The following is a 26,105-nucleotide window of genomic DNA, read 5'->3' on the forward strand; positions in this document are numbered from 1 at the left end:
GGATTGAGACTGCACAGCGGGAAAGGTAAGTAACACCATGTCTTTATGGGAATATGCAAATCCGAAACGGTTTATGGGGTGGACAGCTCCGGTTGTGCCGTGGGCGTTCGGGTTGGCAGGCGTTTGCCTTGTCACGGGATTGATCTGGGGTGTCTACTTTACGCCCGACGACTACCGCCAAGGGGCGACCGTCAAGATCATCTACCTCCATGTTCCCGCCGCGCTCATGGCGATTAACGCGTGGATTATGATGCTTGTGGCCTCTCTGATCTGGCTTGTGCGCAGGCATCACGTATCGGCATTGGCGGCAAAAGCGGCTGCGCCTGTGGGCATTACAATGACGCTGATCGCGTTATTTACGGGCGCAATTTGGGGCCAGCCGATGTGGGGGACTTATTGGGCGTGGGATCCAAGGCTCACGTCCTTTCTGATCTTGTTTTTATTCTACCTTGGCTACATGGCGCTTTGGGCGGCAATCGAGGACCCCGACACGGCAGCAGATTTGACAAGCGTGCTGTGCATGGTTGGTTCGGTTTTTGCAGTCTTGTCGCGCTATGCAGTCAACTTTTGGAACCAAGGGCTGCACCAAGGCGCGTCCTTGTCGCTGGACAAAGAGAAAAACGTGGCCGATGTATTTTACCAACCGCTGTTGGTTTCGATCGCGGGCTTTGTTTTACTGTTCTTTGCACTGGTTTTATTTCGCACACGCACTGAAATCCGCAGTCGCCGCCTACGCGCGCTGCACCTGCGAGAGACACGCGCATGATCCCCGAACTTGGTAAATACGCCGCTGAAGTTGGGCTGGCTTATGTGGTCAGCATCGCCTTGCTGCTTGGCATTGTCGGATTAAGCTGGCGGCAGTCGGTCAAACAAAAACGCGCTTTAGACGCGGCAGAGGCACGCAAAAATGGCTAAATTTTCACCGCTAATCACCATTCCACCGCTAGTTTTTGCAGGGCTTGCGGGCTTGTTCTTTTTTGGCATGATGCGTGACAATGTGAATGAATTGCCCTCAACTCTGGTGAACCAGGCTGCCCCCGATCTCGCCCCCGAGCCGGTTCCGGGCACTCAACTGTTAACAGGCGTTGACCTGCGCAGTGACGACATAACGATCGTGAATTTTTGGGCAAGTTGGTGTCCACCTTGCCGCGCGGAACACCCGACGCTTTTAGATTTATCCGCGCAGGGCTACCGCGTGGCCGGCATAAACTTTAAAGACGACGCTGATGCCGCTGTGGAATATTTGGCCGAAGATGGTGACCCGTTTTTCGCGACCGGATTTGACCGAAACGGGCGTGTTGCAATCAATTGGGGTGTGTCGGCGCCGCCGGAAACATTCATCGTTGATGGCGATGGTACGGTGCTTTTCCGGTTTACCGGACCACTTGTCGGTTCTGACTACGAGCAGCGATTTCTGCCCGCACTCGCATCCGCGCAAGGCAATTGACCAGATTGTCCACGGCGGTGACGTGGACACGAATATTTAGATTTTGAATGATGTAACGGATTCAATCCGCAATTATGGGCGGCATCTGTCGGTCTGTTGATGCGTTTGGCATGCACATTTAGACGCCAAAAAGAAAAGGCCCGCGAAAATATCGCGGGCCTTTGTTATTTTAAGCAGATTTTGCCAAGTTGCGCAGCACATAGTGCAGAACGCCACCGTTTTCGATGTATTCGATCTCGACGGCGGTATCGATGCGGCACTTCACTTTGATTGCTTTCACGTCGCCATTGGCAAAAGTGATCGTCGCGTCGACAACTTCCAGTGGCTTGATCGTGTCCAGACCCGTGATCGACACAGTCTCGTCGCCCGTCAGGCCAAGGCTGGTGCGATTATCATCGCCTGTGAATTCAAACGGCACCACACCCATACCAACAAGGTTGGAACGGTGGATACGTTCGAAGTTTTCCGCGATCACTGCTTTGACACCCAAAAGCGCTGTGCCTTTGGCAGCCCAGTCACGGCTGGACCCCGCGCCGTATTGCTCACCCGCAAAGATAACCAGCGGTGTGCCAGCGTCTTGGTAGGCCATCGCCGCCTCAAAGATCGAGGTCTGTGCGCCATCTGGTCCTTTGGTGTAGCCGCCTTCAACGCCATCGAGCATTTCGTTTTTGATGCGGATGTTGGCGAATGTGCCGCGCATCATGATCTGGTGGTTGCCGCGACGTGCGCCGTAGGAGTTGAATTCGCGCACTGGCACTTGATGCTCTAGCAGGTATTGGCCCGCAGGCGACGTGTCTTTAAATGAGCCAGCAGGGGAGATGTGATCGGTTGTGATCATATCGCCCAAAACGGCCAGCACTTTTGCGCCAGTGACGTTGCTGATCGTGCCAGCTTCTTTTGGCATGTCGCGGAAATATGGCGGATTTTGCACATAGGTCGATGCCGCTGGCCAGTTGTATGTCTCACTATCGGTGGTTTCGACCGCTTGCCATTTTTCGTCACCTTTAAATACATCTGCGTATTTCTTGATGAATGCTTCGCGGGTCACTGTTTTCTCGACCAGATCGTTGATCTCTTTGTTGGTTGGCCAGATGTCTTTCAGATAGACATCGTTGCCGTTCTGATCCTGACCAAGCGCTTCTGAGTGCAGGTCGATATCCATCGTGCCTGCAATCGCGTAGGCCACAACCAATGGCGGGGATGCGAGGTAGTTCGCGCGCACGTCAGGCGAAATGCGACCCTCAAAGTTGCGGTTGCCCGACAGAACGGATGTCGCGACCAAATCACCTTCGGCAATCGCAGCCGACAGCTCTTTTTGCAACGGACCAGAGTTACCGATGCAGGTCGTGCAGCCATAGCCAACAAGGTTAAAGCCAAGCTTATCAAGATCTTCCTGCAAACCGGCGGCTTCCAGATACTCGGAAACAACCTGGCTACCTGGTGCCAATGATGTCTTGACCCAAGGCTTGCGGTTCAGGCCTAAGGCCGCGGCTTTACGCGCTACAAGGCCCGCACCGATCATCACGTAAGGGTTGGATGTGTTGGTGCAAGACGTGATCGACGCGATCACAACTTTGCCTGATTCCATCGTGTAATCTTCGCCTTCAACGGTCACTTTTTTGCCCATCGGGCGCTTGAAGGTGTTTTCCATCTCGTTGGCAAACGCGGACTTCGCATTGGTCAATGCAACATAGTCTTGCGGACGCTTTGGTCCCGAAATCGCAGGCACGATTGTGCCCATATCAAGGTGCAAGGTCGCTGTATAAACGGGTGCATAATCTGCATCACGCCAGAAACCGTTGGCCTTTGCATAAGCTTCGACCAAGGCAATCCGGTCTTCGTCGCGGCCGGTATTGCGCAGGTAACGCAGTGTTTCATCATCGATCGGGAAGAAACCACAGGTCGCGCCATACTCTGGCGCCATGTTTGCAATCGTCGCACGGTCAGCCAGTGGCAGAACATCCAAACCCTTGCCGAAGAATTCAACAAATTTGCCAACAACACCGTGGGCGCGCAGCATTTCTACAACCTTCAACACCAAATCGGTGCCGGTTGTGCCTTCAACCATCTGACCTGTCAGCTCAAAGCCTACAACTTCAGGGATCAACATCGACACGGGCTGGCCCAACATCGCTGCTTCGGCCTCAATACCGCCAACACCCCAGCCAAGAACCGCCAAGCCGTTAACCATAGTCGTGTGGCTGTCTGTGCCAACAAGCGTATCAGGATAAGCAACCATTTCGCCATTCTGATCGGTGTCTGACCAAACAGTTTGGGCCAAATACTCGAGGTTCACTTGGTGACAAATGCCTGTGCCCGGTGGCACAACGCGGAAGTTGTTAAACGCGCCTTGGCCCCACTTCAGGAACTGATACCGTTCCATGTTGCGTTCGTATTCGCGGTCTACGTTCATCTGGAACGCGCGTGGATTGCCAAATTCGTCAATCATAACCGAGTGGTCAATGACCAGATCAACAGGCGCAAGCGGGTTAATTTGCTGGGCATTGCCGCCAAGCGCCTTGATCCCATCACGCATCGCAGCCAAATCAACCACCGCAGGCACGCCTGTGAAATCCTGCATCAAAACGCGGGCAGGGCGGTAAGCAATCTCGCGGGGGTTCTGACCACCATTTGTCGCCCATTCGGAAAACGCTTTGATATCGTCCACAGACACCGAGAAACCACCATCTTCATAACGAAGCAGGTTTTCCAAGACCACTTTCAACGCGGCAGGCAACTTGGAAAAATCACCAAGGCCTGCAGCTTCAGCGGCCGCGATGGAATAATATGAAACGGACTGTGACCCGACGGTTAACGTCTTGCGGGTCTTTGCGGTGTCTTGGCCGACTGTAATGGTCATGGCTGTTCCTTTGAATAGCTGGTGAATTACGTGACTTTTGCCCCATGAATCGTCGTAGATCAAGGACTCTCTTGGCGTTTGTATACCATTGCACACCAAATTTTACCAGTGCAGAAGCAGTCTATCGTTAAATTGAAACATCAAACACAGTTGGCTCGCAAATCGTTGATTGGTCATTGCAGTTAATTATCAATACAACTTTACCATACCCAAAAAACGGAGCCGATATGCGGCATTTTCTAATGGCACTGACACTTTCCGGCGCAACGCTTGCAGGACCCATGGCCGCCCAAGAGGGCAAGGTCGTGGTGGAACTTTTCACGTCACAAGGTTGTGCATCTTGTCCGCCTGCCGACGCATTGCTAGTTGACCTTGCGCAGCGCGATGACGTCATCGCCTTGGCATTACATGTTGATTACTGGGATTATCTGGGCTGGAAAGACACATTTAGCGCCGAAGCGTTTACCGCGCGACAACATGGTTATGCCAACGCTGCCAATGCGCGGATGATTTACACCCCTCAAATGGTTGTCGGCGGGGTCGATCATGTGGTCGGGTCCAAGGCCATGGAGGTAATGGACCAAATCGCGCAACATCGCGAGGCGGCTGATCGTGTGGCGCTGACGGTTGTACGCAATGGCGAAACCTTGCAGATAAATGCAGAACCGCGCGGCGGTGATCGCGGACCGATGGTGGTGCAACTCGTGCGCTATTATCCGGTCAGCGATGTGACGATCCCACGCGGTGAAAACGCAGGTATATCAGTGCGCTACGTCAATACTGTTACTTCGTGGGATGTCATAGGGCGTTGGGACGGCCACGCGCCCCTCGCGATGACGGCACAGATTGCAGGGACTGATCCCGCAGTTGTGATTATCCAGCGCGAGCGGCACGGACCGATCCTTGCAGCCGTCGAGCTGCGCTAGCTGCGGGTTTTCCAACGGCGATGTACCCAGAACCATTGCTCTGGTGTTGCGTCTATCATGGCCCCTAAACGGTTGCTCATATCTTGGGTCATGTCATGTGCAGATGTCTGCGCAATCGGTGCTTCGACCGTGACGTCAAATCCCAATCCATCCGCCCTGCGCTTGCCAAAGTAAGGGACAACAAGAGCATCGAACTTTAACGCCAAATCAGCAGCCGACGTCGCGGTATTCGCAGGGCGGCCCATAAAATTGATGGGTAGACCTGCGCTGGCGGCCACATCAAACAGCAATGTACCCATGCCACCCGACTTTAAATGGCGCGCAAAGCCGATGGTGCCGCGCTTGCCTTGCGCAAACACTGGCCCGCCCCACGCCGTCATCGTTCTGGCATAATGATCGTTGAAATAGGCATTGGCCATCGGCCGGTAAAGCCCGCCAATATCATAGCCCATATGCGTCAAGACATGACGTGGCGCCTCGTGATTACCAAAATGTCCGGTCACAAATATCACGGGCTGCCCGTCGGATTTTGCCTGCGCAATCGCGGCAAGACCGTCGCCGGTCGGGACAACATTGCGCAACCGCTCGCCAAATTCGCGCCAGCTATAATTCTCGATCAATGTGCGGCCAAAATTATCGCACACCCCGTCCGCTATTTCGCGGCGACGCGGGGCTGTCATTGACGGATAAATTAGCGCCAGATTCTCTTCTGCGCGGTGACGATATCCTGCAAGCGGACCAATGCCGCGACGCAACACTGCCCCCATGAACTGCACACGGCGCGCATAAGGCAGACGCATGGTCGTCACAATCAGGCCGCGTAAAACGCGGTCGGCAATCCAGTCAGCACGGCTTCCGGTTAAGGCGGGGGTATCTGTCATAATCAGTGACAGATATGAGGGTAGGGCCGGTGTCGCAAGGTGAATGTCGGTTAAACCGCTTCGTCTTCATCATCGGATATCAGAGTAATTGTGCCGTTATCGACCAATTCGCGGATCGCTGATGATAGCGCACGCATTGCGTCCTCGGCTGCTTTCGCTTTTACCGTGCCTTTCTCGGCGGCATCTTCGCGGATCTGACCTGCCATACGCTGAGAGATATTCGACAAAATAAACTCGGCACTGGCCACGAAATCCGGCTCGCCCGCCAAGGCCGCAGCCATCGCCGTCGAGAGCACATCAGCCTCCACGCCGCGAATACAGGCCGGCACATCCGTGGGTGTCAGGCGGTTTGGAATATCTTTGAAGGTAAAGATTGCCTTGCGCACATTGTCGGCAAAGACCGGATCATCACTTCCCAATCCTTCCAGAACGCTTTCGCGGGTCAGAGCAGGGCTGGAGTTCAAGATCGCACCGACCCGCGCCACAGGCGCCTTGTCAAATGCAACTGCTTTTCTTGTGCAATACTCTTTGACCAAAGCGGCACCAATACGGCGCACGGCATCGGGCGCAATTTTCTCGGTTTGCGAAATGGCATAGGTAATGCGGCGGGCCTGATCGCCTGGCAGTTTTTCCAACACCATCGCCGCTTTCATCACCGTCAGCTTGGACAGGGCGACCGCCGAAACCTCGGGGCTCTCGCGGGTCATGATCGACAGCAAAACATCGTCGGGCAGTGCTAGAACCATCGTCCAAGGATCGCCATTCTTGGCACTAGCCAATTCCGCGCGCAACCTGTTCGCCAGATCAGGCGACAAATGCGCAGACAACGCATCAATCGCACCGTCCGCGCCGCCCGGCGATGACAATCCCACAGCCGCCAAATCACGGGCGAATTCGTTTGCGACCTCATGCACAGTCTCGCGGTCCACCAGACGGATCGCACCCAATTCACGGGCCAGCAACACCTGCATTTCCTCGGGTAACTGCGACAGACTTAACTTGCCACCATCGCCAATTAACAATTGAACAATCATCGCAGCCTTACGTTTGCGCGAAAGGGCGGGCGTGCGGGCACTAAGCGGGGCGAGCGTCGATGTATTCATACCCGTAGTAGTGCACGAAATTGCTGAACGATTAGTGAACGTCCGGCATTAAGTATGGGTAAATTGCACCGACATGGTGCGCAACGCTGTCGCAGTCTCGGGTGATAGCTCTTTTATAGATGCCGTGGCACGGTGCAATATCTGCAACTTATCGTTGAGCATGTCGCGCTCTTGCGGTGTGAAGTCGCGGTCGGCACGGGCAAAACTGCCGATACTGCGGCTGTCATCACTTTGCATGGCACAGGTCGCACCATATACCAGTCCGAATTCAGCCGCTTTTTCCAGAACCGCCCCCGTATCTTCAGCCCGTAAGTCAGCCCAGGAAATCACGCCGGAATTCTCGAATCCCCATGCGACCGTGGGATCCGACATCACCAAACCTTTTTGTGAATAGTAATCCAGCCAGTCCTTAGGGTATGTTTGAAACAAGAATGTGGGCGTGGTAAACCGGACATGAAATGCCAGCGCAAAGCCGCCGGTTGCCGTTTCTTTCAACGCCGCAAGGATATGGCGGATCTCGACTTGAGATGACATTTTATGGGATCCTCTTTCCAGTTGCCAAGGTTGACCTAAATAAAATAGTAACGCACGAAGTGTTCGCACTACAACTCTAAGGATATTGAGCAGGATACAACATATGTTTTTGTATAGGGTATCTGCGAAACAATGCACATGAGCCAAAGACTTGAACCACATCATGTAAAAGAGATTGCACCCGCAGGTCACTACATCGCCTTGCGCATCGGATTCGCGTACCCTGTGGAGGAAGTAAACGAACTGCCGGCCGATTGGGTCGACCATTATACACAAAACCGCTTTATGCTGTTTGATCCGGTGATCCGCTGGGCCTATAGCAATGTCGGAATGCTGCGTTGGCAGGAGTTGTCAGAGGATGATCCGCGTAAAATCCTGTCTAATGCAAAAACCTTTGGACTGCGCTTTGGCGCGGTGATTTCGGTTTTTGACGGGAACGACGAAGGACAGCGATCATATGGGTCGTTTGCACGCAGCGACCGCGATTTTACCGATCTCGAAATGCAGGTCCTGCAAGCCTATGTGACACGGCGGCACTTCGAAATGGCGCCGCCAAAGAACCTGACAATGGCTGAGTTGGAAGCCTTGGGCATGGTACGCGACGGCCAGCGTCTCAAGGAAGTGGCTCATTTGCTTGGCATTTCGGAGGGGGCTGTCAAACAACGCCTCAAAAACGCGAAACTGAAGCTGGGGGCGAAAACCGGCTTGCAAGCTGCGTCGCTGGCGGCTCAATTCGGATTGATCTAACTGGGGCGCTAATCAAACGTTCATAAATGTTATCGATTTGTTAAATGTGACTGGCTGAAAATCTGTTAAAATGAATGGGTCGGAACCAATTGTGACACCCATAAGATGTGATGGTATCTATATCTCGCCAATAAGGGGAGCATTCCATGGAACATATCACATTCAATCTGGCCCAACTACACCTACACGGAAGCGCATTTTACGACTTTTTAGGACTACGTAAAAGGTTCTTTGTCGATCATCTGGGCTGGGACATTCCACACGATGATCAGGTCGAAATGGACCAATACGACAATCCCAAAGCGTATTATTCACTAGTTTTACGTGACGGGGTCGTGATCGGCGGCGCGCGCGCGATGGCCACGACAGCTAAATGGGGGGCGCATAGCTACATGCTGCGCGACGCCCTGCAAGGCAAGCTAATCGACATCCCACCAAGTGTGATGGCCGCAAATGTCGAAACCGATGACATGTGGGAGTGTACGCGACTGGTCATGTCTGACACGGTCAACACCCACGCGGATCGCAGCAATTGCCTCGGGCTTATTGTGCAGGGGTTGATCGATGTTGCAGCAGATCAGGGGGCGTCGCAACTGATGTCACTCTCACCGCTGGCCCTGATGCGGGCGCTGCGGCAACTCGGATTTGCCGCCGAACGCATCGGCGAGCCCTATCTGAACGAAGGTGACGGGCGGCGCTATGCGGTGCTTTCGATGCCAGCAAAACGGACGATGCCAAATGTGCCGCGCGCGACGCACAGGTCGCAGCCGCAACCGTTGCACGCGCCATCGGTGGCATAAATTTTGCGGCGGCCCAACACAGGTCGGGCCGCCGCAATCACTTAGCTTTCGCCAAATACGCGGTTGAAAATCGTATCAACATGCTTGGTGTGATACGCTAGATCAAATTTTTCTTCGATCTCTTCGGCCGATAGCGCCGCACGCACATCTGCATCTGCCAGCAATTCAGTTTTGAAATCTGCATTATTGTCCCAGACTTTCAACGCGTTACGCTGCACATAAGAATAGCTGTCCTCGCGGCTGACGCCCGCTTGCGTCAGCGCCAAAAGCACACGTTGCGACATGATCAACCCGCGAAACTGGTGCATGTTTTTCAGCATGTTTTCGGGATAAATGATCATTTTTTCAATCACGCCCGCCAAACGGTTCAGCGCAAAATCGAGCGTGATTGTCGTGTCGGGACCAATCGTGCGCTCAACACTCGAATGCGAAATATCGCGCTCGTGCCACAGCGCCACGTTTTCCATCGCAGGGATGACCGACATGCGGACCAAGCGGGCCAGCCCGGTCAGGTTTTCCGTCAGGATCGGGTTTTTCTTATGTGGCATCGCGGACGATCCTTTTTGCCCTACAGCAAAATACTCGGCGCCTTCCAGCACTTCGGTGCGCTGCATGTGACGGATCTCCGTCGCAACATTTTCGATGCTCGATGCAATGACACCAAGGGTCGCAAAGAACATCGCATGTCGGTCGCGCGGGATCACCTGCGTCGAGATCGGCTCTGGCGTCAGGCCCAACTGTTTGCAAACATGCTCTTCCACACGCGGATCGACATTTGCAAAGGTGCCAACCGCACCTGAAATTGCGCCCGTCGCAATCTCTGCGCGGGCATTCACCAGACGCGCACGGTTGCGGTCCATTTCTGCATAAAACCGCGCAAATGTCAGACCCATTGTTGTCGGCTCTGCGTGAATACCATGTGAACGACCGATTCTCGGTGTGTCTTTATGCTCGAATGCGCGGGTTTTCAGGGCGGCCAAAAGGCGGTCCATATCCGCCAGCAACAGGTCGGCGGCGCGTACAAATTGCAGGTTGGTGCAGGTATCCAAAACATCCGACGATGTCATGCCTTGATGCACAAAACGCGCCTCATCGGACCCGACATGTTCCGCCAAATGCGTCAAAAATGCGATTACGTCATGCTTGGTCACGGCCTCGATTTCATCAATGCGGGCGACATCAAACTCAACGTCCTTTGCTTTCCAAACTGCATCGGCATTCTCGCGCGGGATCACACCCAGATCGGCCATTGCATCGCAGGCATGTGCCTCGATCTCATACCAGATCTTGAATTTCGTTTCTGGCGACCAAATAGCAACCATTTCAGGGCGGGAATAACGCGGGATCATATGGGCAGACCTTATGTTGAGAAACTGCAGAGGTTCCCTTGCGTCATAAGCCCGCGCACCCCATTTCTCAACCCTAAACCAGTGCGGAATTCACCCTTGAAGACTGCTCCAACGTACGATGCACGGGGCATTTGTCCGCGATTTCCAACAGCCGCGCGCGCTCTTTTTCACTCAAATCGCCTTCCAAGTGAATACGCCGCTCAAACACATCCACCTTCGCCGATGTCTCCGCATCCTGCGCATGGCTTTTACTGTGCGAAATATCCACCCGCACATGGGTTAATGCCATTTTCTTGCGTCGCGCATACATGCGGATTGTCATGGATGTGCAGGCACCTAGTGCCGCCGACAAGAATCCGTAAGGCGACATGCCCTTGTTGGTGCCGCCATATGCCACAGGTTCGTCAGCAAGCGCATAATGGTTATCGCCCGAACGGATATCCTGCAAAAACCCGTCCGCATCCGCTTCCGTCACACGCAAAACACCCTCTGGAACCGGATCATCCGCTGCCACCGTTACCTTCGGCAAATACTTGCGCGCCCACGCCGCGATGACATCCGCCACATATTCGGCGTCTTCTGTGCGCGTAACCAAGTGGTCAGCATCATCCAGGCTGATAAAACTTTTGGGATGTTTCGCCTGCACAAAAATCGCCTGCGCATTGTCCACACCCACAACGGCGTCGCGCGGGGCATGCAGAACCAACAATGCCGCATGCAATGTATTAATCGCCTCCTTCATCGACACTGCTGACAGATCATCAACAAAGTCTTGAGATATCGTAAACGGACGCCCGCCCAAATCCACTTTTGCCGCACCTTCGGCCTTGATTTTTGGCAATGCATCCGCAAAATTCTGCACCACATGGGTCACATCGGCAGGCGCACCGATCGTAACCACCGCTTTGATGCCTGACAGTGCAGCCGTTGCTTTCAGCACCGCCGCACCGCCCAAAGAGTGCCCGATCATCACCGTAGGCGTCATATCTCGCGCACATAACGCTGCATGCGCGGCCATCAGATCCGCCACATTTGAAGAAAAACTGGTGTTCTCGAACTCGCCCTCGGAATGTCCAAGCCCTGTAAAATCAAACCGCAAAACGGCATAACCCATCGTGGTCAACCGGGTCGAAATGCGCCTTGCAGCCGTAATATCTTTGGAACAGGTGAAGCAATGCGCGAAAATCGCAGTCGCCAAATGAAGTCCGTCCGGCATGTCCAGTCGGGCCGAAAGCGCATGTCCACCATGCCCGTCAAACGTAAAGCGTTCGGTTTTCATCACATCTCTCCTATTTGCACCCAATTTGAGCGGCCCGCCCGCAGGATGCAATGCACCTCACAACAAATTGCCCTGATGAAGCGGGCTAATTCCCCCCCCTTTGCCGGACGACGCGTAACATAACTCAGCGCTTAGAACTATCGACGCAGCCTCATAGGAGATCGCACTGCGTCAGGAACCGCAGGCACTTAATGCACCGTAAACGTTTGCGGTTGCCGGCGGTAAACGGGATTTGGGGGGCATCAAATCGGCTGCGCCTGACGCAATATCATACCCCGCTTAACCTCAGACTTGAGCTTGTCTCGAACAACTTGCGGCTGATTTTCCCGCCATTGCGCGAAGCACTCATCATCATAAGCTCCACCAGACACCTTAACCAAACCTGCACTAAAACGAAAAAGGGCACCCGCAGGTGCCCAATTTCAAAATGTTTACAGTTAGCAGGAGTAATACAGCTTGTATTCAACCGGATGCGGCGTTTGTTCGTATTCGAACACTTCTTGCCAACGTAGCTTCATATAACCGTCAAGCTGGTCTTTGGTGAAAACATCGCCCTGCAACAGATAATCGTGATCTGCTTCCAATGCGTCCAACGCTTCACGCAGTGACCCGCAAACTGTTGGAATCTCTGCCAGTTCCTCTGGCGGCAGATCGTAAAGATCTTTGTCAGATGCGCCTCCGGGATCAATCTTGTTCTTGATCCCGTCAAGGCCCGCCATCAACAAGGCGGCAAAGCACAGGTAAGGGTTGGCCGCTGGATCAGGGAAACGGGCTTCAACGCGCTTGGCTTTCGGGTTTTCAGCCCAAGGAATACGGACCGCGCCCGACCGGTTAGACGCAGAATAGGCGCGCAAAACAGGGGCCTCAAAACCGGGGACCAAACGCTTGTAGCTGTTTGTCGTCGGGTTAGTGATCGCGTTCAACGATTTGGCATGTTTCAGAATGCCACCAATGAAATACAGCGCTTCTTGTGACAGGTCCGCATATTTATCACCGGAAAACAGTGGCTTGCCATCTTTAAAGATCGACATGTTCACATGCATACCAGACCCGTTATCGCCAGCAATCGGCTTGGGCATGAATGTCGCGGATTTGCCATACGCCTGTGCGACGTTGTGGATCACATACTTATACTTCTGAATTTCGTCAGCTTGATGAGTGAGCGTGCCGAAAATCAAGCCTAGCTCGTGCTGGCAAGACGCAACCTCGTGGTGGTGCTTGTCAACTTTCATGCCCATGCGCTTCATCGTGGACAGCATCTCGCCGCGCATGTCATGCGCATCGTCCACTGGGTTTACTGGAAAGTAACCACCCTTCAGGCCCGGACGGTGGCCAGAGTTGCCCATCTCGAACTCGGTGTCGGAATTCCATGAGGCATCAACTGCATCAACCTGATACGACACTTTGTTGATCGCTACAGAGTAACGCACATCATCAAAGATGAAAAACTCGGCTTCTGGACCAAAATACGCCGTGTCACCAATGCCCGTGGACTTCAAATAAGCTTCGGCTTTCTCCGCCGTGCCACGTGGATCGCGCGAATAGGCTTCGCCCGTATCAGGCTCGACCACATTGCAGTGAACGCAGATGGTTTTTTCAGCATAAAACGGGTCGACATAAACACTGTTGGTGTCTGGGATCAGTTTCATGTCGGATTTGTCGATCGACTTCCAGCCAGCGATCGAAGAGCCGTCAAACATAAAGCCTTCTTCAAGGAAATCTTCGTCGACCAGATCAACGTCAATTGTGACATGCTGCAAGGTGCCGCGCGGGTCGGTGAAACGAATGTCGACATAAGCGACCTCTTCGTCTTTGATTAGTTTTAGTACGTTTGCAATGCTCATGCGAGTTTCCCTTTGATTCGTGTCTGTTTACAATGCATCGTCGCCGGATTCACCGGTGCGGATGCGAATGGCTTGTTCGACAGAAGACACAAAAATCTTCCCGTCGCCAATTTTATCAGTTTTTGCGGCCGCAATAATCGCCTCGATTGCGGTGTCGACCAGATCATCAGGCAAGACGACTTCGATCTTCACCTTGGGCAGGAAATCTACAACATATTCTGCGCCCCGATAAAGCTCGGTATGCCCTTTCTGGCGGCCGAAACCTTTGACCTCGACCACTGACAGGCCCTGCACACCAACATCTTGCAGCGCTTCTTTCACTTCATCGAGTTTGAATGGCTTGATAATTGCTTCAATCTTTTTCATGGCCGCGCCTCCTGACGATCTGTGCTACAGGCGTCAAACCACGTCTGATTGCATAGGACAATTGATAGCCTTGGCCAGAAATGGTCATCAACGTAAATCTCAAGTGGTTGCTTAAAATTTAAGCGTATTTGTCAAATATTGTGCACCACAAGAATCGTATGTAATGTGGTCGGGCAGGGCGGTCGCTAAAACGAAAAATGCCGCGTCCCAATCAACGGGGCACGGCACTTTTGCAGGACACGGGGTCGGCTTAAATAGATGCAGACATCATCTCGACGCCGTCGGCGTAAATGATGTGCTCGCGATCAAACGCAATGTCGTAAACTTTCACCAAGCGGGACGGCAGTTGGGCCAGAAACTCGCCATCAACCAGACGGTGCGCTTCAACTGTCGCAGCATTAGCACCAAACAGGGCCTCTGCACGCCAGTCGCGGATATGGATGCGTGCATCGGGTGAAACCATCATGTCGCGATCAGGGCGTGTATGACCCAGCGAGCCCGCCTTGATACGGATCGGCTGCATCTTCACGTCTCGCGAAGAAACCATCTTGACCACCGACATGCCACTGTCGCGCGTAATCACGCGGTCACCAACAGAAAGGTGCTCCACCGGAATTTCTCCGTCCAGTGTCATGATCGTTGTTCCGGCGCAGATGCCAGATTCGGTGGTTTGTGTTGCAACAGCTTTGGCTGTGCGTGTGATTGTTCCGATGAGCATGGCGTCTGTCCCGCTTTCACTTATTTCATCTTCATTTTTCTACAAACAATAAGGCAACAAAGTGTTACCAGTGCGCCAATTCCAAGGTACTTTCGCCAAGCGCGCGCCAAGTTCGCCACGATCCGGAACTCATCTTTCACGGTGGTAGGGTATTAAAGATAAGCGGAATCAGTATCTTGATGATTTTTTCGCAAAAACGCTGCCGCATTTTCACGGATGCAGCACCGAAAAATACATGACAAAATGCGCCAGACTATAACAGTAGGACATTTGCGCATTTTCCACTCGCATCTTTTGGGCGGCTTTGCTAGATAGCGCGCAACGATTGACCAAAGTGATTTGGTCGATTTGAATGTGCGGGTGTGGCGGAATTGGTAGACGCACCAGATTTAGGTTCTGGCGCCTATGGCGTGGGGGTTCGAGTCCCTTCACCCGCACCACATTTTTTGAGAAGAAGAAGGAAAGTCCATGCAGGTTACAGAGACCCTGAACGAAGGCCTCAAGCGCGGTTATACTATCACGATCACTGCGGCTGATCTGGATGCGAAAGTGCTGGAAAAGCTGAAAGAAGCCCAACCGGACGTTGAAATGAAGGGCTTCCGTAAAGGAAAAGTCCCTATGGCGATGATGCGCAAGCAGTTCGGCCAGCGCGTGACCGGCGAAGCGATGCAGGAAGCTGTTGACGGCGCAATGACCGCGCACATGGAAAAAACGGGCGACCGTCCTTCCATGCAGCCGGAAATGAAAATGGACGACGCGGACTGGAAAGAGGGCGATGATGTCATCGTCAATGTATCCTACGAACGCCTGCCAGACGTTGCTGACGTTGATTTCAAGACGATCAAACTGGACCGTCTCAAAGTTGAAGCCGACGAAGAATCAGTCACAGAAGCGCTAGAAAATCTTGCGAAATCGCCACAAGCGACATCTTACGAGCCTAAAAAAGGCGCGGCAAAAGACGGCGACCAAGTGGTTATCGACTTTGTTGGCAAGGTTGACGGCGAAGCCTTTGAAGGCGGTTCATCCGAAGATTTTGAACTCGTGTTGGGCTCCAACTCCTTTATTCCTGGCTTTGAAGATGGTCTGCTAAAGACAAAAGCCGGCGAAGAAAAAGATGTCACCGTGACATTCCCGACCGAATATAATGCGGCGCATCTTGCAGGCAAAGAAGCAGTGTTTTCTTGCACCGTTAAAGAAGTCCGTGCCGCCAAGACCGCTGAAATGGATGACGAGCTGGCCAAGAAATTTGGCGCAGAAGACCTTGCTGGTTTGAAAACGCAGATTACCGAGCGTCTGGAAGCAGAATATAACGGCGCTGCCCGTGCTGTGACCAAGCGCGCGTTGCTTGATGCCCTTGATGCGGCTGTTACGTTTGACCTGCCCGATTCGCTGGTCGACGCCGAAGCAGGCCAGATCGCACACCAGCTATGGCACGAAGAAAACCCTGAGGTGCAGGGCCACGATCACCCACAGATCGACACAACCGACGAGCACAAGAAACTTGCGCAACGCCGTGTGAAATTAGGCCTCTTGCTGGCTGATATCGGCCAGAAAGCCGAGCTTAAAGTCACCGATCAGGAAATGACTCAGGCGATCATGAACCAGGCACGCCAGTATCCGGGCCAAGAACGTCAGTTCTTTGAATTTGTGCAGCAGAACGCTCAGTTCCGCCAGCAGCTTCAGGCACCATTGTTCGAAGATAAAGTTGTCGATCACATCTTGGAAAACGCTAGCGTGACTGAAAAGTCCGTGAACAAAGACGAGCTTCAAAAGGCTGTTGAATCACTCGAAGACGAATAAGTCTTTGATACTTTGATTAAAAGGGCGCTCCATCGGGGCGCCCTTTTTCGTTTCTAACGCCTTTAATACAACTATTCCCCTTTGGCGATGTGTTCGGTGCAATACACAGAACCGGCCTTCTGATGAAAACAAGGACCTCTATATCTAGCAGGAGCTGGATTTTAGCAGCAATCAAAGGGATTTCCCCCCGCAGGCCAAAGACGAGCCAAGGACCTGATGCGCGAGGCGCTCTCGGGCAGAGATATTCGACCCGCACTATAGGCTTAAACACCAGCGCGCGCCTCGTTGAACGCAACAGAGATCGCCGCCAGCTTCTGCGCCTGCCATAGCAGATAAGCCTCCCTCAACTCCGACGACAGCCAACACGCGCCCCGTCGACGCGATTGCGCCCATCCAATCAACCCGCGCTTTTCTGCTGCACTCAATATACGGGCAATATGCGCCGGCGACACATGATAGGTTTGCGCCATATCCGCGACACTGAGAAGCCCGATCCAGTACCGCCCCGACGGATCAGGCGCAGCACCCTGTGTCGCCAAAACAAGTCCATGCAAAATACTGCTCCCGGAATCGTTCAAGACAAAACCTTGCAACGCAGCAGTCGGTGTATACCACGCTTCAGACGCGCAAATGAGGCGGGCAAATTTCGGATGCAGCCTCTGCAAAAGGTCGGGATTCCGCTCCAGATACCCGCTGCGATCACAGCCATCAATCGTGTCCAACGCCCGCAGATGGATCCCGTGATAGATCAACACAAGCTTTTCACTCTTCTGCGAAACTTGCGGCGCATGTAGCCTGACTGTTTCAGGCAGCGGGGCATCCGTAAACTGCACTCGCGTCATTTCTCTTAAAAACGCCTGAACCGTATTTCGGCTTGCGACCTTTGTCTGCGCCAACGCATCGCTGAGCGATTTGGGCGATAATCGGGGACGGGCAGGGTCCAGTTGATGTTCGAAATGCAATGCAATCGCCATCTGGGTCAGTATCCAACGCCGCATATTCGACAGATAGTAAATCTCCGCAGGGATCGTGGAATGGACCGTCAACAGATCATGGACCTGTTGCGCCAAACCCTGCCAGTACCGCGGAGTACTGACCAGTGTTTGAGCCGTATAAACAGGGTAGGGCGCGATATCTAATGGCACAATTAGGTCCTTAAAACAGGATGTTGACGGTCAATAAGGCCTGACCGCTAACACGCCCATCTCATATTTGGGCTTAAAGCGGGTTACGCTTTAAAACGGGATCTGAACATGCGCAATCTGCATCGGAAGCAGTTCCAAATCAAGTATGCGGCGGCGCAAACGCGGTTCGCATTTCACAGGAGAATAAAGATGTTGAAATACGCAATCGGTGGCCTCGCATTTGGCCTTGTCCAGTTTACCGCCACGGCTGCACTGGCACAAAATTACGAAGTTACCATCGTGAACCAGACAGGTTACACAATGGTCGAATTTTTTGGCTCGAACCAAAACACGTCGTCATGGGAAGAGGACATCCTCGGCGAGGACGTTCTGGAACATAGCGCATCTGTCGACGTGACCTTTGACGACGGCACCGGAAATTGTATCTATGACTTTCTTGCGGTTTTCGAGGATGGCGAGAATGTGCGCCAGGACGGCATTGACGTCTGTACCATCGGCACATTCACATTTGAATAACTCCCGCGCATATACTCGGCGGGGCGACGTGCCCCGCCGAATGATACCCTGAGGCCAGCTCTCATGGCGTAACGATAACTGCTTGCGACCCACGATTGGTACCGATCTTACCCGCCAGATCACCCTTCTACAAAACCACCACTCGCTTTTTCACAGCAGCACAGGTCATCTGGAAGTTTTTGCAACCTGCGCGATTGTCAAATCCGCCGTGCACCATAGATGCATGATCTCGCGGCGGGTGGGGGCAACGAGGGCGCGAAAACCAAATTTCTCTTGCTGTGTACAGGTTTTTCGCAATACCAATTGGTATCCTGTCATCCACATTAACAAACCAGCAGCAACTTTGCCGGACCCAAATTTACCATTTGGTCGAGAAAGTATTTCAGTTTAGCCTCCGGACCATTCAACAAAAGGAGTTGCGAATGAAATACATTATGTTTGCCACTATTGCGATGTTCGTTACTGGTGCAGGCGCGGTTGCCGCTTGCCCGAATTTTAACGCGCCAGCCGGCGAATTCTACCGCGCGACGGGCCGCGAGCTTTATGATCCCAAAGCTTTCAACGTCAGGGCAGGGGGTGACAATTACATTTGGAATTGCCCGAGTATCCGACCTGGATCGGATCAGGGGGCCGGGTATTTTCCGACCGCACCCGATTTTTCGTTCCAACTATCAGGCATGAGTGGATTTCAACTGGAAGTGCATATCGTCAGTCAGTGCGATTCGGCTTTGCTGATCAACACATCCTCGTCAAACTGGTATTATGACGATGATGATAACGGCAATTATGACCCGCGCATTATCCTCACACGCCCTGCTGACGGGCGTGTCGATATCTGGGTCGGTACTTATGACGGCGCATACTGCGACGCACAACTTCAACTTGAAACATTCGAGCGCTAGATCGCAACGAAAAAGGGCCGCGCAATCTCTTGCACGGCCCCTTCTTAATTCTTTGAAATCGCTTACGCTTCGTCGCGCATTGCGTCTTCGTCAACAGCGCCGCCCAAATCGTCGAACAGCTCCTGAATTTCGAATTCAGCTTCGGCTTCAGCTTCGGCTGCCAATTCGGCAACAGATTTACCAGCAGCCTGCAATTCAGCTTCTTCAGTCGAACGGGCAACGTTCAGGCTGATGACCACTGTGACTTCAGGGTGCAGCACGACGTTCACGTCGTGGACGCCAAGGTCCTTGATGGTCGCGTTCAGGACGATCTGTCCCTTATCAACGGTGAAACCAGCTGCGATTGCTGCCTCAGCTGCGTCACGCGTTGTGACAGAACCGTATAGCGAACCCGCGTCAGACGCAGAGCGGATCACGATGAATACTTCACCGTCCAGCTTTTCAGCCAATGCTTCTGCTTCTTTTTTGGTCTCAAGGTTGCGTGCTTCCATCTGCGCTTTTTCAGCTTCAAAGCGTGCGATGTTTGCTGCGTTTACGCGCAAAGCTTTGCCTTGTGGCAACAGAAAGTTACGTGCGTAACCTTCTTTAACTTTAACAACTTCGCCCATCTGGCCAAGTTTTGCGACGCGCTCAAGTAGAATGATATCCATGATCTGATCCTTACTTTACAGCGTATGGCAGCAGGGCAAGAAAACGGGCACGCTTGATCGCACGGGCGAGAGCGCGCTGGTTTTTAGCACCAACAGCAGTGATACGGGCAGGCACAATCTTGCCACGCTCGGAGACATAACGCTGCAATAGGCGTGTGTCTTTGTAATCGATTTTCGGCGCACCATCACCATCAAATGGATCGGATTTACGACGGCGGAAAAATGGTTTCGTAGCCATGAGTGTTATCCTTTCCTGCGCTTAGCGGCGCTCGCGGCGTTCGCCACGATCTGAGCGTTCTTCACGCTTTTGCATTTGTGCAGATGGGCCATCTTCATGGGCATCAACTTTGATCGTCAAAACGCGCATAACATCGTCATGCAAAGCCATCAGACGCTCCATTTCCTGAATAGCAGGTGCAGGTGCATCTGTGCGCAGGTAGGCGTAGTGGCCTTTACGGTTTTTGTTGATCTTATAGGCCATCGTTTTGACGCCCCAGTATTCGTGGTCGACCAGCTTGCCTGCGTTATCCGCAAGAACTGTGCCGAAATGTTCGATCAGGCCTTCGGCTTGTGTATTAGACAAGTCCTGACGGGCGATCATAACATGCTCATATAGCGGCATGTGTGCTCCATTCATCTATCAGCGCATTTCATAGGGCAGGCATTCGGCTTGTCGCACCCACCCACGAGAGACTGCGCAGTTCATATAATTCACGACAAGTCCGCGCCTTATACAGCCAGCACCCGCATTTGCAAGCACCACACCCCCGAAATCAAGCCTGTCAGGCAATAAAAACAGGCCTCACAGATGAATAGTAAGTCAAATATTAATGAAACCTCCATCTGGCCACCGCCCATCCGCTTTTTCGCCGACTTTAATTGCCAGCGTATTCACAATCAAACGGGCAAGAATAACATGACCGATACATCACCTCTCGTCGCGCAATTCGGCGCTAGCTGCGGACGTATGGCATGCAACACGATGCTTGATGCGCCAAACAGCCGGTAAATCGGCGCGAACACGCTGTGTTCGAATTTGCGCAATTGATCCTGCGGTGTTGTTGGCCCACTTTGAACAGATCACAAACAAGGAGTACCCTGATGATGAAATCCCTGACCGCCGCCAGCCTTCTCGCATCGACCCTTTCAACCGCCGCAATCGCGGCACCAGAAGCCTATGTGCTTGACGCTAGCCACAGTCAAATAGTGTTTTCATATGATCACATGGGCTACTCCACGACCCATAGCATGTTCTCGGGTTTTGACGGTGAAATCCAGTTCGACCAAGAAGACCCCGCCGCGTCTTCAGTGACTGTGTCCTTCCCCGTGACCACAATGATGACCGGCTGGGAAGCACGCTTTAACCACTTCATGGGCGAAGATTTCTTTGGCGCAGACGAGGCCGAGATGGTCACGTTTACATCCACTAGCATCGAAGTCACCGGCGACGACACCGCCCTGATCACCGGCGATCTGACACTGAACGAAGTGACAAAATCTGTCGTGCTAGATGCCAAACTGAACCAGGCAAGCGTACACCCGATGTCAGAAAAGATGACAGCCGGCTTTGACGCTACGACCACACTGGTGCGCTCCGAGTTCAACGTCGGCAACTTTGCACCCTTTGTCAGTGATGAATTGCAAATCATGATCTCGATCGAGGCTGTGAAGGCCGAATAAGCCTGACACTTAGCAAATAAAAAGGGCCGCGCGAGCAATCGCGCGGCCTTTTTTGTTACCTGCTGGCGGTCAAATCAATCTGCACATCAACCGCAAAGCCCAGATTGCTCTCGTCAGACATACTGCTGCCCATCGCAAAATCGCGGCGATCCAGTTGCAGCATCCCCGACATCGTAGCCAGATCATCTAACACAGCCAATTCAAACGGCATCGTCACCGGCAGGCTGAAATCCTTGATCGTCAAGGTGCCATCAGCGCGCAAATCGCTCCCGTCTTTCACAATATCCGCGACAAATAACGCAGTTGGATAAGTGGCCTGATTAAAGAAATCCGCTCCCATCGCCTGATCGCTGACTGACCCCAAGGTCAGTGATCCAATATTGATGGTTGTCTCGACATGGCCCACAATACCGGGACCACTTGCGGCCTCGTCATAGCTGATCACCGACACCCAATCGTCGAACTGGCCCGCAACGGGATTGCCCAGCTGGGTTACCGAAATCCCGATTGTGCCATCCTGCACCACCCATTCCGAGGCTTGCACTTCGAGCGCGACACCGCCCGCGACCTCCGCTTTGCCCGATAAAATTCCTGCCGCTGCACCAATGCCCGCTACAACAGCAAACACAGCCGCCGCCGCAATCGCAGGCATATATCTGTGGTGAACCTGTGCCGGTGGCGTGGACGTCGCACCAAACCACATCCGCTTCAACGTCTCGTCTTTATCCACAAACTGATGTTTCAACGCGCCCGCAATATGGAGCAAAATCGACGTCACCATGATCTTGCTCCACAGCCAGTGCAGCCCGCCAAACAGATCCGCAACCGTGGGATCACGCGGCACAAATGGCAACGAATGCGCAAACGGCAGCCAGATGGGGGCCGCAACCGCCGACGCTGAATGATGGATCCAGCCGGTCAGCGGCACCAGCACTAATGATAGGTACAGCAGCCAATGCACCACCGCCGCCAGTAGCGTCTCTGCCTTGCGGTCGGGATGCAACGGGGCCGGTTTCACCTGCGTCACCGCATAGCCAATCCGCGCAACTGCGACCAAAAATACCGTCACGCCAAAGGTTTTATGCAGTGAAAATAGCAATGTCTTAACAGCAATTTCCGCGTCCGTGCTGACGGGTAACTTATTGGCAATCAGCCCCAGCGGGATGATCGCCAGGATCAGCAGGGCGGTTAGCCAGTGAAATGCCTTTGTCGTGGTGCTATATGTTGTGGGTGTCATCATCAAACTCTCTATCTTATCCGCGGATAAGGTTACGGGCATCCGGGCTCGATTAACAGCGTCCCGCGCGCAGGGCTAACGTGCAAAACGGCACATGCTTGCCACATGTGGACGGGCGGGGTAATCATTTTCCCTGAGGCAAAGACAAATAAGAACAAGGAGACGACCCATGCGGGCATTTGTATTTCCGGGGCAGGGTGCGCAAACAATCGGGATGGGCAAGGCATTAGCCGAAGCATACCCTAGCGCGCGCGCAATTTTTCAAGAGGTTGATGATGCCTTGGGGGAAAACCTGTCGGCGTTGATCTGGGATGGGGACATTGCTGATCTGACCCTGACCCGCAACGCGCAGCCCGCCTTGATGGCGACATCTCTGGCCGCGATGCGCGCGCTAGAGGCCGAGGGCATTGATATGTCCCGCGCATCTTTTGTGGCTGGCCATTCGCTTGGCGAATATTCCGCACTCGCGGCCGCTGGCGCGATTTCAGTGGCCGATACCGCCCGCCTGTTGCGTATCCGCGGCACTGCGATGCAAGAGGCCGTGCCTGTCGGCATAGGGGCCATGGCCGTTCTGCTGGGCTTGGACTTCGAGACAGCTCAGGCCGTTGCCGCTGAGGCGGCCCAAGGCGAAATCTGCCAAGCCGCCAATGACAACGACCCCAGTCAGGTCGTTGTCTCCGGTCACAAAGCTGCCGTCGAGCGGGCCTTGCTGATCGCCAAAGAAAAAGGCGCCAAGCGCGCGATGCTGCTGCCCGTCAGCGCGCCGTTTCACTGCGCCTTGATGGCACCCGCAGCCTTAGTCATGGCGGACGCGCTGGATAGTGTCGCGATATCAGCCCCCTGCGTGCCACTGATCGCCAACGTGCGCGCCAGCGCCGTGACTGACCCGATCGAAATCAGATCCCTGCTTGTTGAACAGGTCACTGGCTCTGTGCGGTGGCGCGAATCTGTGGGTTATATGGCGGCGCAGGGTGTCACCGAGGTCTGGGAAATCGGCGCGGGCAAGGCCTTGATCGGCATGGTCCGCCGTATCAACAAAGACATCACAACAGGGGCTGTTGGCAGTCCCGACGATATTGCAGCCGCAGTCGCGGCGATCACGAACTAAAGGATAAATTGATGTTTGATTTAACAGGTAAAAACGCACTGGTCACAGGTGCCTCGGGTGGTATCGGCGGCGCGATTGCCAAGGCGTTGCACGCCCAAGGTGCCACCGTTGCGCTGTCTGGCACACGCGTTGAGCCGTTGCAGGCACTGGCTGCCGAACTGGGCGACCGCGTGCATGTGTTACCGTGTAATCTCAGTGACGCAGAGGCCGTTACGGCCCTACCAAAGCAGGCAATAGAGGCCATGGGCTCGGTGGATATTCTGGTGAACAACGCCGGTATTACCCGCGATAATCTGTTCATGCGGATGTCGGACGACGAGTGGTCGAGCGTTTTAGATGTGAATCTGACCTCGACAATGCGCCTGTGTAAAGGCGCTATTCGCGGTATGATGAAGGCCCGTTGGGGCCGTATTATCAATATATCATCAATTGTTGGATCCACGGGGAATCCGGGACAAGCAAATTATGCGGCGTCCAAGGCTGGTATGGTTGGCATGTCCAAATCAATTGCCTACGAGGTCGCAAGCCGTGGCATCACTGTCAACTGTATCGCCCCGGGGTTTATCACCACGCCGATGACACAACAGCTGACGGATGATCAAAAGTCCGGAATTTTGACCCAAGTGCCTGCGGGTCGGATGGGAGAGGCGGACGAAGTTGCGGCGGCTGTGATTTATCTGGCCAGCAATGAGGCTGCATATGTCACAGGGGCGACCTTGCATGTGAACGGCGGTATGGCCATGTTATAAGTCTCGCGAAAGGTTCGCGTGAACAAAGCGTTTGCTGACAGCGAAATAGCTGCTATAGGCCACGCATTATTATCGATTTACGCGTGTAACGTGGCGTTAGTTACTTGCAGTGTGGACCGGTTTCGCCCATTGATTTGGGTATTCGATCCGCCCCTCGGGGCACCAACTGGGCGCAAGCCTGAAAAGAACTCTTGGGTTTGCACCCGGAATTAACGTGAGGAATTGACATGAGCGACGTCGCAGACCGTGTACGCAAAATCGTAGTAGAACACCTTGGTGTGGAAGAAGACAAAGTTGTCGAATCCGCATCGTTCATCGACGATCTGGGCGCAGACAGCCTTGATACAGTTGAGCTGGTTATGGCTTTTGAAGAAGAGTTCGGGATCGAGATCCCAGATGATGCAGCAGAGACGATCCAATCTTTTGGTGACGCCGTGAAATTCATCAGCGAAGCACAATAATCTGATTTTCCAGATAGTTTGCTGTCATTTATGACCGAAAGCGGCGCCTGAACGGGCGCCGTTTTTGTTTTTGCGGACCGATTGTTGTTCGCTTGCGTTCAAAAGCATCACATAGTCATGATCCAGCGCCTCGTCGAATTGCACGCCCAGAAAATTGGCATTTGCCCAAGTGATTTGCGCGGTTTTCCATTTTTGTTCGATCCAGATTTCGATGGCATCACCGATACGGTGAGCTTTGAACAAAGTGATCTGGATTTTCACGCCTGAGCAGCTGATATCAAGTACGGTGCCGGTGTGTTCGACGCCGCGATTTTTAATTTTAGTCACAATACGGACGTCGTAGCGTTTGGCGTGGCGTTTATTGCGCGCTTGACGAAACGTCATTGATGACTTGATTTTAAAGGCGACAAAAAACGCGCCGAGCAGCAAAATGATCACAAATGTGACTACCAAGCTTGGCAGCGGTGACGCGGGCGCAGTGAATGGATAGCCCGTTGTCAGATTATAATCCAACCCGTCGCTGCCTTGAGTGGTCGCAAGTCCATTGCAATTGAAGCGAGGCAGAATCTGTTTGAGGTTTGCGAGGTGGTGTTCAAAGGCAGGGGCGTGCAGGACGCCATAAGCCTGATCAACGCGGTTCGCCAAGAGAGTTAGACGCAGTGTGTTGGAGTGGTTGTAAAACGCCATGACCCGCGATTGATCCATCGCAGAGAGGGTAGATTGCACGGAAAGCTGCAAGGCGTCTTCATCAAGCGCGCCCATCTGTGAAATAATCAGCAGTGCGTCGCGTGAGGACGGGTCGATTATGGCGCGTTGTGCCAGCTGTATTTGGGCGAATTGCACACGTTCCAAGGCGATAATGACCGAACAATCGATTGCGGCCGCTGCACGTAGCGGCAAGGACATGAACAGGAAGAGGACTAGAATACGCATATAAGACACCCGATTTAATGCCCCTTCCTAGCATCGAGATACTTAATGATCGGTGAAGTCGTGAAATTGG

General features: G+C 53.4%; 28 protein-coding genes and 1 tRNA gene. 14 read left to right on the plus strand and 15 right to left on the minus strand.

Annotated features, from left to right (window positions below; translation table 11 throughout):
- Window positions 1-37 precede the first annotated feature (37 nt).
- The 3 genes from ACXLHR_RS04030 to ACXLHR_RS04040 are packed head-to-tail and all read left to right on the plus strand — an operon-like array spanning window position 38 to window position 1,447.
- The gene (locus ACXLHR_RS04030; RefSeq protein WP_458790250.1) at window positions 38-766 is read left to right on the plus strand and encodes a heme ABC transporter permease; all 729 of its coding nucleotides are present in this window, start codon (window positions 38-40) and stop codon (window positions 764-766) included.
- A complete protein-coding gene (gene ccmD / locus ACXLHR_RS04035) occupies window positions 763-915 on the plus strand; it encodes a heme exporter protein CcmD (protein ID WP_458790251.1) in 153 nt (50 codons plus the stop codon). The genes ACXLHR_RS04030 and ccmD overlap by 4 nt, the downstream gene beginning before the upstream one ends.
- Window positions 908-1,447 carry a DsbE family thiol:disulfide interchange protein gene (locus ACXLHR_RS04040; RefSeq protein WP_458790252.1) on the plus strand — a complete coding sequence of 180 codons (540 nt, stop codon included), beginning with the start codon at window positions 908-910 and terminating at the stop codon, window positions 1,445-1,447. Before ccmD ends, ACXLHR_RS04040 begins: the two co-directional genes overlap by 8 nt.
- Window positions 1,448-1,616: 169 nt before the next feature.
- Here the strand turns inward: ACXLHR_RS04040 and acnA are convergent, their stop codons facing one another.
- Window positions 1,617-4,307: an aconitate hydratase AcnA gene (gene acnA, locus ACXLHR_RS04045; protein WP_458790253.1), complete on the minus strand. Its 2,691-nt coding sequence runs from the start codon at window positions 4,305-4,307 to the stop codon at window positions 1,617-1,619.
- A 227-nt stretch (window positions 4,308-4,534) separates the two neighbouring features.
- On the opposite strand from acnA, the gene ACXLHR_RS04050 reads away from it, so the two are divergent.
- Window positions 4,535-5,233 (plus strand): DUF1223 domain-containing protein, encoded by a 699-nt coding sequence (locus tag ACXLHR_RS04050; RefSeq protein ID WP_458790254.1) that lies wholly within the window; start codon window positions 4,535-4,537, stop codon window positions 5,231-5,233.
- Here ACXLHR_RS04050 and ACXLHR_RS04055 read toward each other — a convergent pair.
- From ACXLHR_RS04055 to ACXLHR_RS04065, 3 genes are read right to left on the minus strand one after another with little or no spacing between them, the layout of a single operon-like run.
- Entirely contained in the window at window positions 5,230-6,114 is an 885-nt protein-coding gene (locus ACXLHR_RS04055) for a lysophospholipid acyltransferase family protein (RefSeq protein WP_458790255.1), read from the minus strand. The genes ACXLHR_RS04050 and ACXLHR_RS04055 overlap by 4 nt on opposite strands.
- A gap of 50 nt (window positions 6,115-6,164) precedes the next feature.
- Window positions 6,165-7,217, minus strand: coding sequence for a FliG C-terminal domain-containing protein (locus ACXLHR_RS04060; protein ID WP_458790256.1), 1,053 nt, complete (start codon window positions 7,215-7,217; stop codon window positions 6,165-6,167).
- Window positions 7,218-7,265: 48 nt separating this feature from the next.
- Entirely contained in the window at window positions 7,266-7,751 is a 486-nt protein-coding gene (locus ACXLHR_RS04065) for an autoinducer binding domain-containing protein (protein WP_458790257.1), read from the minus strand.
- Window positions 7,752-7,889: 138 nt separating this feature from the next.
- On the opposite strand from ACXLHR_RS04065, the gene ACXLHR_RS04070 reads away from it, so the two are divergent.
- Complete coding sequence (locus tag ACXLHR_RS04070) at window positions 7,890-8,498, plus strand: autoinducer binding domain-containing protein (RefSeq protein WP_458790258.1); 609 nt, start codon at window positions 7,890-7,892, stop codon at window positions 8,496-8,498.
- A gap of 146 nt (window positions 8,499-8,644) precedes the next feature.
- Window positions 8,645-9,298, plus strand: coding sequence for an acyl-homoserine-lactone synthase (locus tag ACXLHR_RS04075; RefSeq protein ID WP_458790259.1), 654 nt, complete (start codon window positions 8,645-8,647; stop codon window positions 9,296-9,298).
- A 41-nt stretch (window positions 9,299-9,339) separates the two neighbouring features.
- Here the strand turns inward: ACXLHR_RS04075 and purB are convergent, their stop codons facing one another.
- From purB to ACXLHR_RS04100, 5 genes are all read right to left on the minus strand, one after another.
- Window positions 9,340-10,647, minus strand: a complete 1,308-nt coding sequence (purB, locus tag ACXLHR_RS04080; RefSeq protein WP_458790260.1) for an adenylosuccinate lyase — start codon at window positions 10,645-10,647, stop codon at window positions 9,340-9,342.
- 73 nt (window positions 10,648-10,720) lie between these two features.
- Window positions 10,721-11,926 carry a bifunctional alpha/beta hydrolase/OsmC family protein gene (locus ACXLHR_RS04085; RefSeq protein ID WP_458790261.1) on the minus strand — a complete coding sequence of 402 codons (1,206 nt, stop codon included), beginning with the start codon at window positions 11,924-11,926 and terminating at the stop codon, window positions 10,721-10,723.
- 437 nt (window positions 11,927-12,363) lie between these two features.
- A complete protein-coding gene (glnA, locus tag ACXLHR_RS04090; protein ID WP_458790262.1) occupies window positions 12,364-13,770 on the minus strand; it encodes a type I glutamate--ammonia ligase in 1,407 nt (468 codons plus the stop codon).
- A gap of 27 nt (window positions 13,771-13,797) precedes the next feature.
- Window positions 13,798-14,136 carry a P-II family nitrogen regulator gene (locus tag ACXLHR_RS04095; RefSeq protein WP_458790263.1) on the minus strand — a complete coding sequence of 113 codons (339 nt, stop codon included), beginning with the start codon at window positions 14,134-14,136 and terminating at the stop codon, window positions 13,798-13,800.
- 250 nt (window positions 14,137-14,386) lie between these two features.
- Window positions 14,387-14,854, minus strand: coding sequence for a Hint domain-containing protein (locus ACXLHR_RS04100; RefSeq protein ID WP_458790264.1), 468 nt, complete (start codon window positions 14,852-14,854; stop codon window positions 14,387-14,389).
- Window positions 14,855-15,210: 356 nt separating this feature from the next.
- Here ACXLHR_RS04100 and ACXLHR_RS04105 point away from each other — a divergent pair.
- Both ACXLHR_RS04105 and tig read left to right on the plus strand, forming a co-directional pair.
- A tRNA-Leu gene (locus tag ACXLHR_RS04105) sits at window positions 15,211-15,294 on the plus strand.
- Window positions 15,295-15,322: 28 nt separating this feature from the next.
- On the plus strand, window positions 15,323-16,654 hold the full coding sequence (gene tig / locus ACXLHR_RS04110; protein ID WP_458790265.1) for a trigger factor: 1,332 nt from the start codon (window positions 15,323-15,325) through the stop codon (window positions 16,652-16,654).
- A gap of 263 nt (window positions 16,655-16,917) precedes the next feature.
- On the opposite strand, the gene ACXLHR_RS04115 is transcribed toward tig, so the two are convergent.
- Window positions 16,918-17,799 carry a hypothetical protein gene (locus tag ACXLHR_RS04115; protein WP_458790266.1) on the minus strand — a complete coding sequence of 294 codons (882 nt, stop codon included), beginning with the start codon at window positions 17,797-17,799 and terminating at the stop codon, window positions 16,918-16,920.
- Window positions 17,800-17,988: 189 nt separating this feature from the next.
- Here ACXLHR_RS04115 and ACXLHR_RS04120 point away from each other — a divergent pair, with 189 nt between their 5' ends.
- Window positions 17,989-18,315, plus strand: coding sequence for a hypothetical protein (locus ACXLHR_RS04120; protein WP_458790267.1), 327 nt, complete (start codon window positions 17,989-17,991; stop codon window positions 18,313-18,315).
- 422 nt (window positions 18,316-18,737) lie between these two features.
- Window positions 18,738-19,217, plus strand: coding sequence for a hypothetical protein (locus tag ACXLHR_RS04125; protein ID WP_458790268.1), 480 nt, complete (start codon window positions 18,738-18,740; stop codon window positions 19,215-19,217).
- Window positions 19,218-19,279: 62 nt separating this feature from the next.
- Here ACXLHR_RS04125 and rplI read toward each other — a convergent pair whose 3' ends face one another.
- From rplI to rpsF, 3 genes are read right to left on the minus strand one after another with little or no spacing between them, the layout of a single operon-like run.
- Entirely contained in the window at window positions 19,280-19,867 is a 588-nt protein-coding gene (gene rplI / locus ACXLHR_RS04130; protein ID WP_458790269.1) for a 50S ribosomal protein L9, read from the minus strand.
- A 10-nt stretch (window positions 19,868-19,877) separates the two neighbouring features.
- Entirely contained in the window at window positions 19,878-20,105 is a 228-nt protein-coding gene (rpsR, locus tag ACXLHR_RS04135; protein WP_458790270.1) for a 30S ribosomal protein S18, read from the minus strand.
- Window positions 20,106-20,126: 21 nt separating this feature from the next.
- Entirely contained in the window at window positions 20,127-20,489 is a 363-nt protein-coding gene (gene rpsF / locus ACXLHR_RS04140; protein WP_458790271.1) for a 30S ribosomal protein S6, read from the minus strand.
- A gap of 482 nt (window positions 20,490-20,971) precedes the next feature.
- Between rpsF and ACXLHR_RS04145 the strand changes: the two genes are divergently transcribed.
- Complete coding sequence (locus tag ACXLHR_RS04145; RefSeq protein WP_458792466.1) at window positions 20,972-21,547, plus strand: YceI family protein; 576 nt, start codon at window positions 20,972-20,974, stop codon at window positions 21,545-21,547.
- A gap of 55 nt (window positions 21,548-21,602) precedes the next feature.
- Here the strand turns inward: ACXLHR_RS04145 and ACXLHR_RS04150 are convergent, their stop codons facing one another.
- The gene (locus tag ACXLHR_RS04150) at window positions 21,603-22,787 is read right to left on the minus strand and encodes a cytochrome b/b6 domain-containing protein (RefSeq protein ID WP_458790272.1); all 1,185 of its coding nucleotides are present in this window, start codon (window positions 22,785-22,787) and stop codon (window positions 21,603-21,605) included.
- Window positions 22,788-22,953: 166 nt separating this feature from the next.
- Here ACXLHR_RS04150 and fabD point away from each other — a divergent pair, with 166 nt between their 5' ends.
- The 3 genes from fabD (at window position 22,954) to ACXLHR_RS04165 (ending at window position 25,102) form a co-directional block, all read left to right on the plus strand.
- Complete coding sequence (gene fabD, locus ACXLHR_RS04155) at window positions 22,954-23,892, plus strand: ACP S-malonyltransferase (RefSeq protein ID WP_458790273.1); 939 nt, start codon at window positions 22,954-22,956, stop codon at window positions 23,890-23,892.
- An 11-nt stretch (window positions 23,893-23,903) separates the two neighbouring features.
- Entirely contained in the window at window positions 23,904-24,641 is a 738-nt protein-coding gene (gene fabG / locus ACXLHR_RS04160; RefSeq protein WP_458790274.1) for a 3-oxoacyl-[acyl-carrier-protein] reductase, read from the plus strand.
- Window positions 24,642-24,868: 227 nt separating this feature from the next.
- Complete coding sequence (locus ACXLHR_RS04165; protein WP_445800869.1) at window positions 24,869-25,102, plus strand: acyl carrier protein; 234 nt, start codon at window positions 24,869-24,871, stop codon at window positions 25,100-25,102.
- A 24-nt stretch (window positions 25,103-25,126) separates the two neighbouring features.
- Here ACXLHR_RS04165 and ACXLHR_RS04170 read toward each other — a convergent pair whose 3' ends face one another.
- Window positions 25,127-26,035 carry a PilZ domain-containing protein gene (locus ACXLHR_RS04170; RefSeq protein WP_458790275.1) on the minus strand — a complete coding sequence of 303 codons (909 nt, stop codon included), beginning with the start codon at window positions 26,033-26,035 and terminating at the stop codon, window positions 25,127-25,129.
- Between the last annotated feature and the right edge of the window lie 70 nt (window positions 26,036-26,105).

The sequence above is a fragment of the Yoonia sp. MH D7 genome (assembly GCF_054439475.1).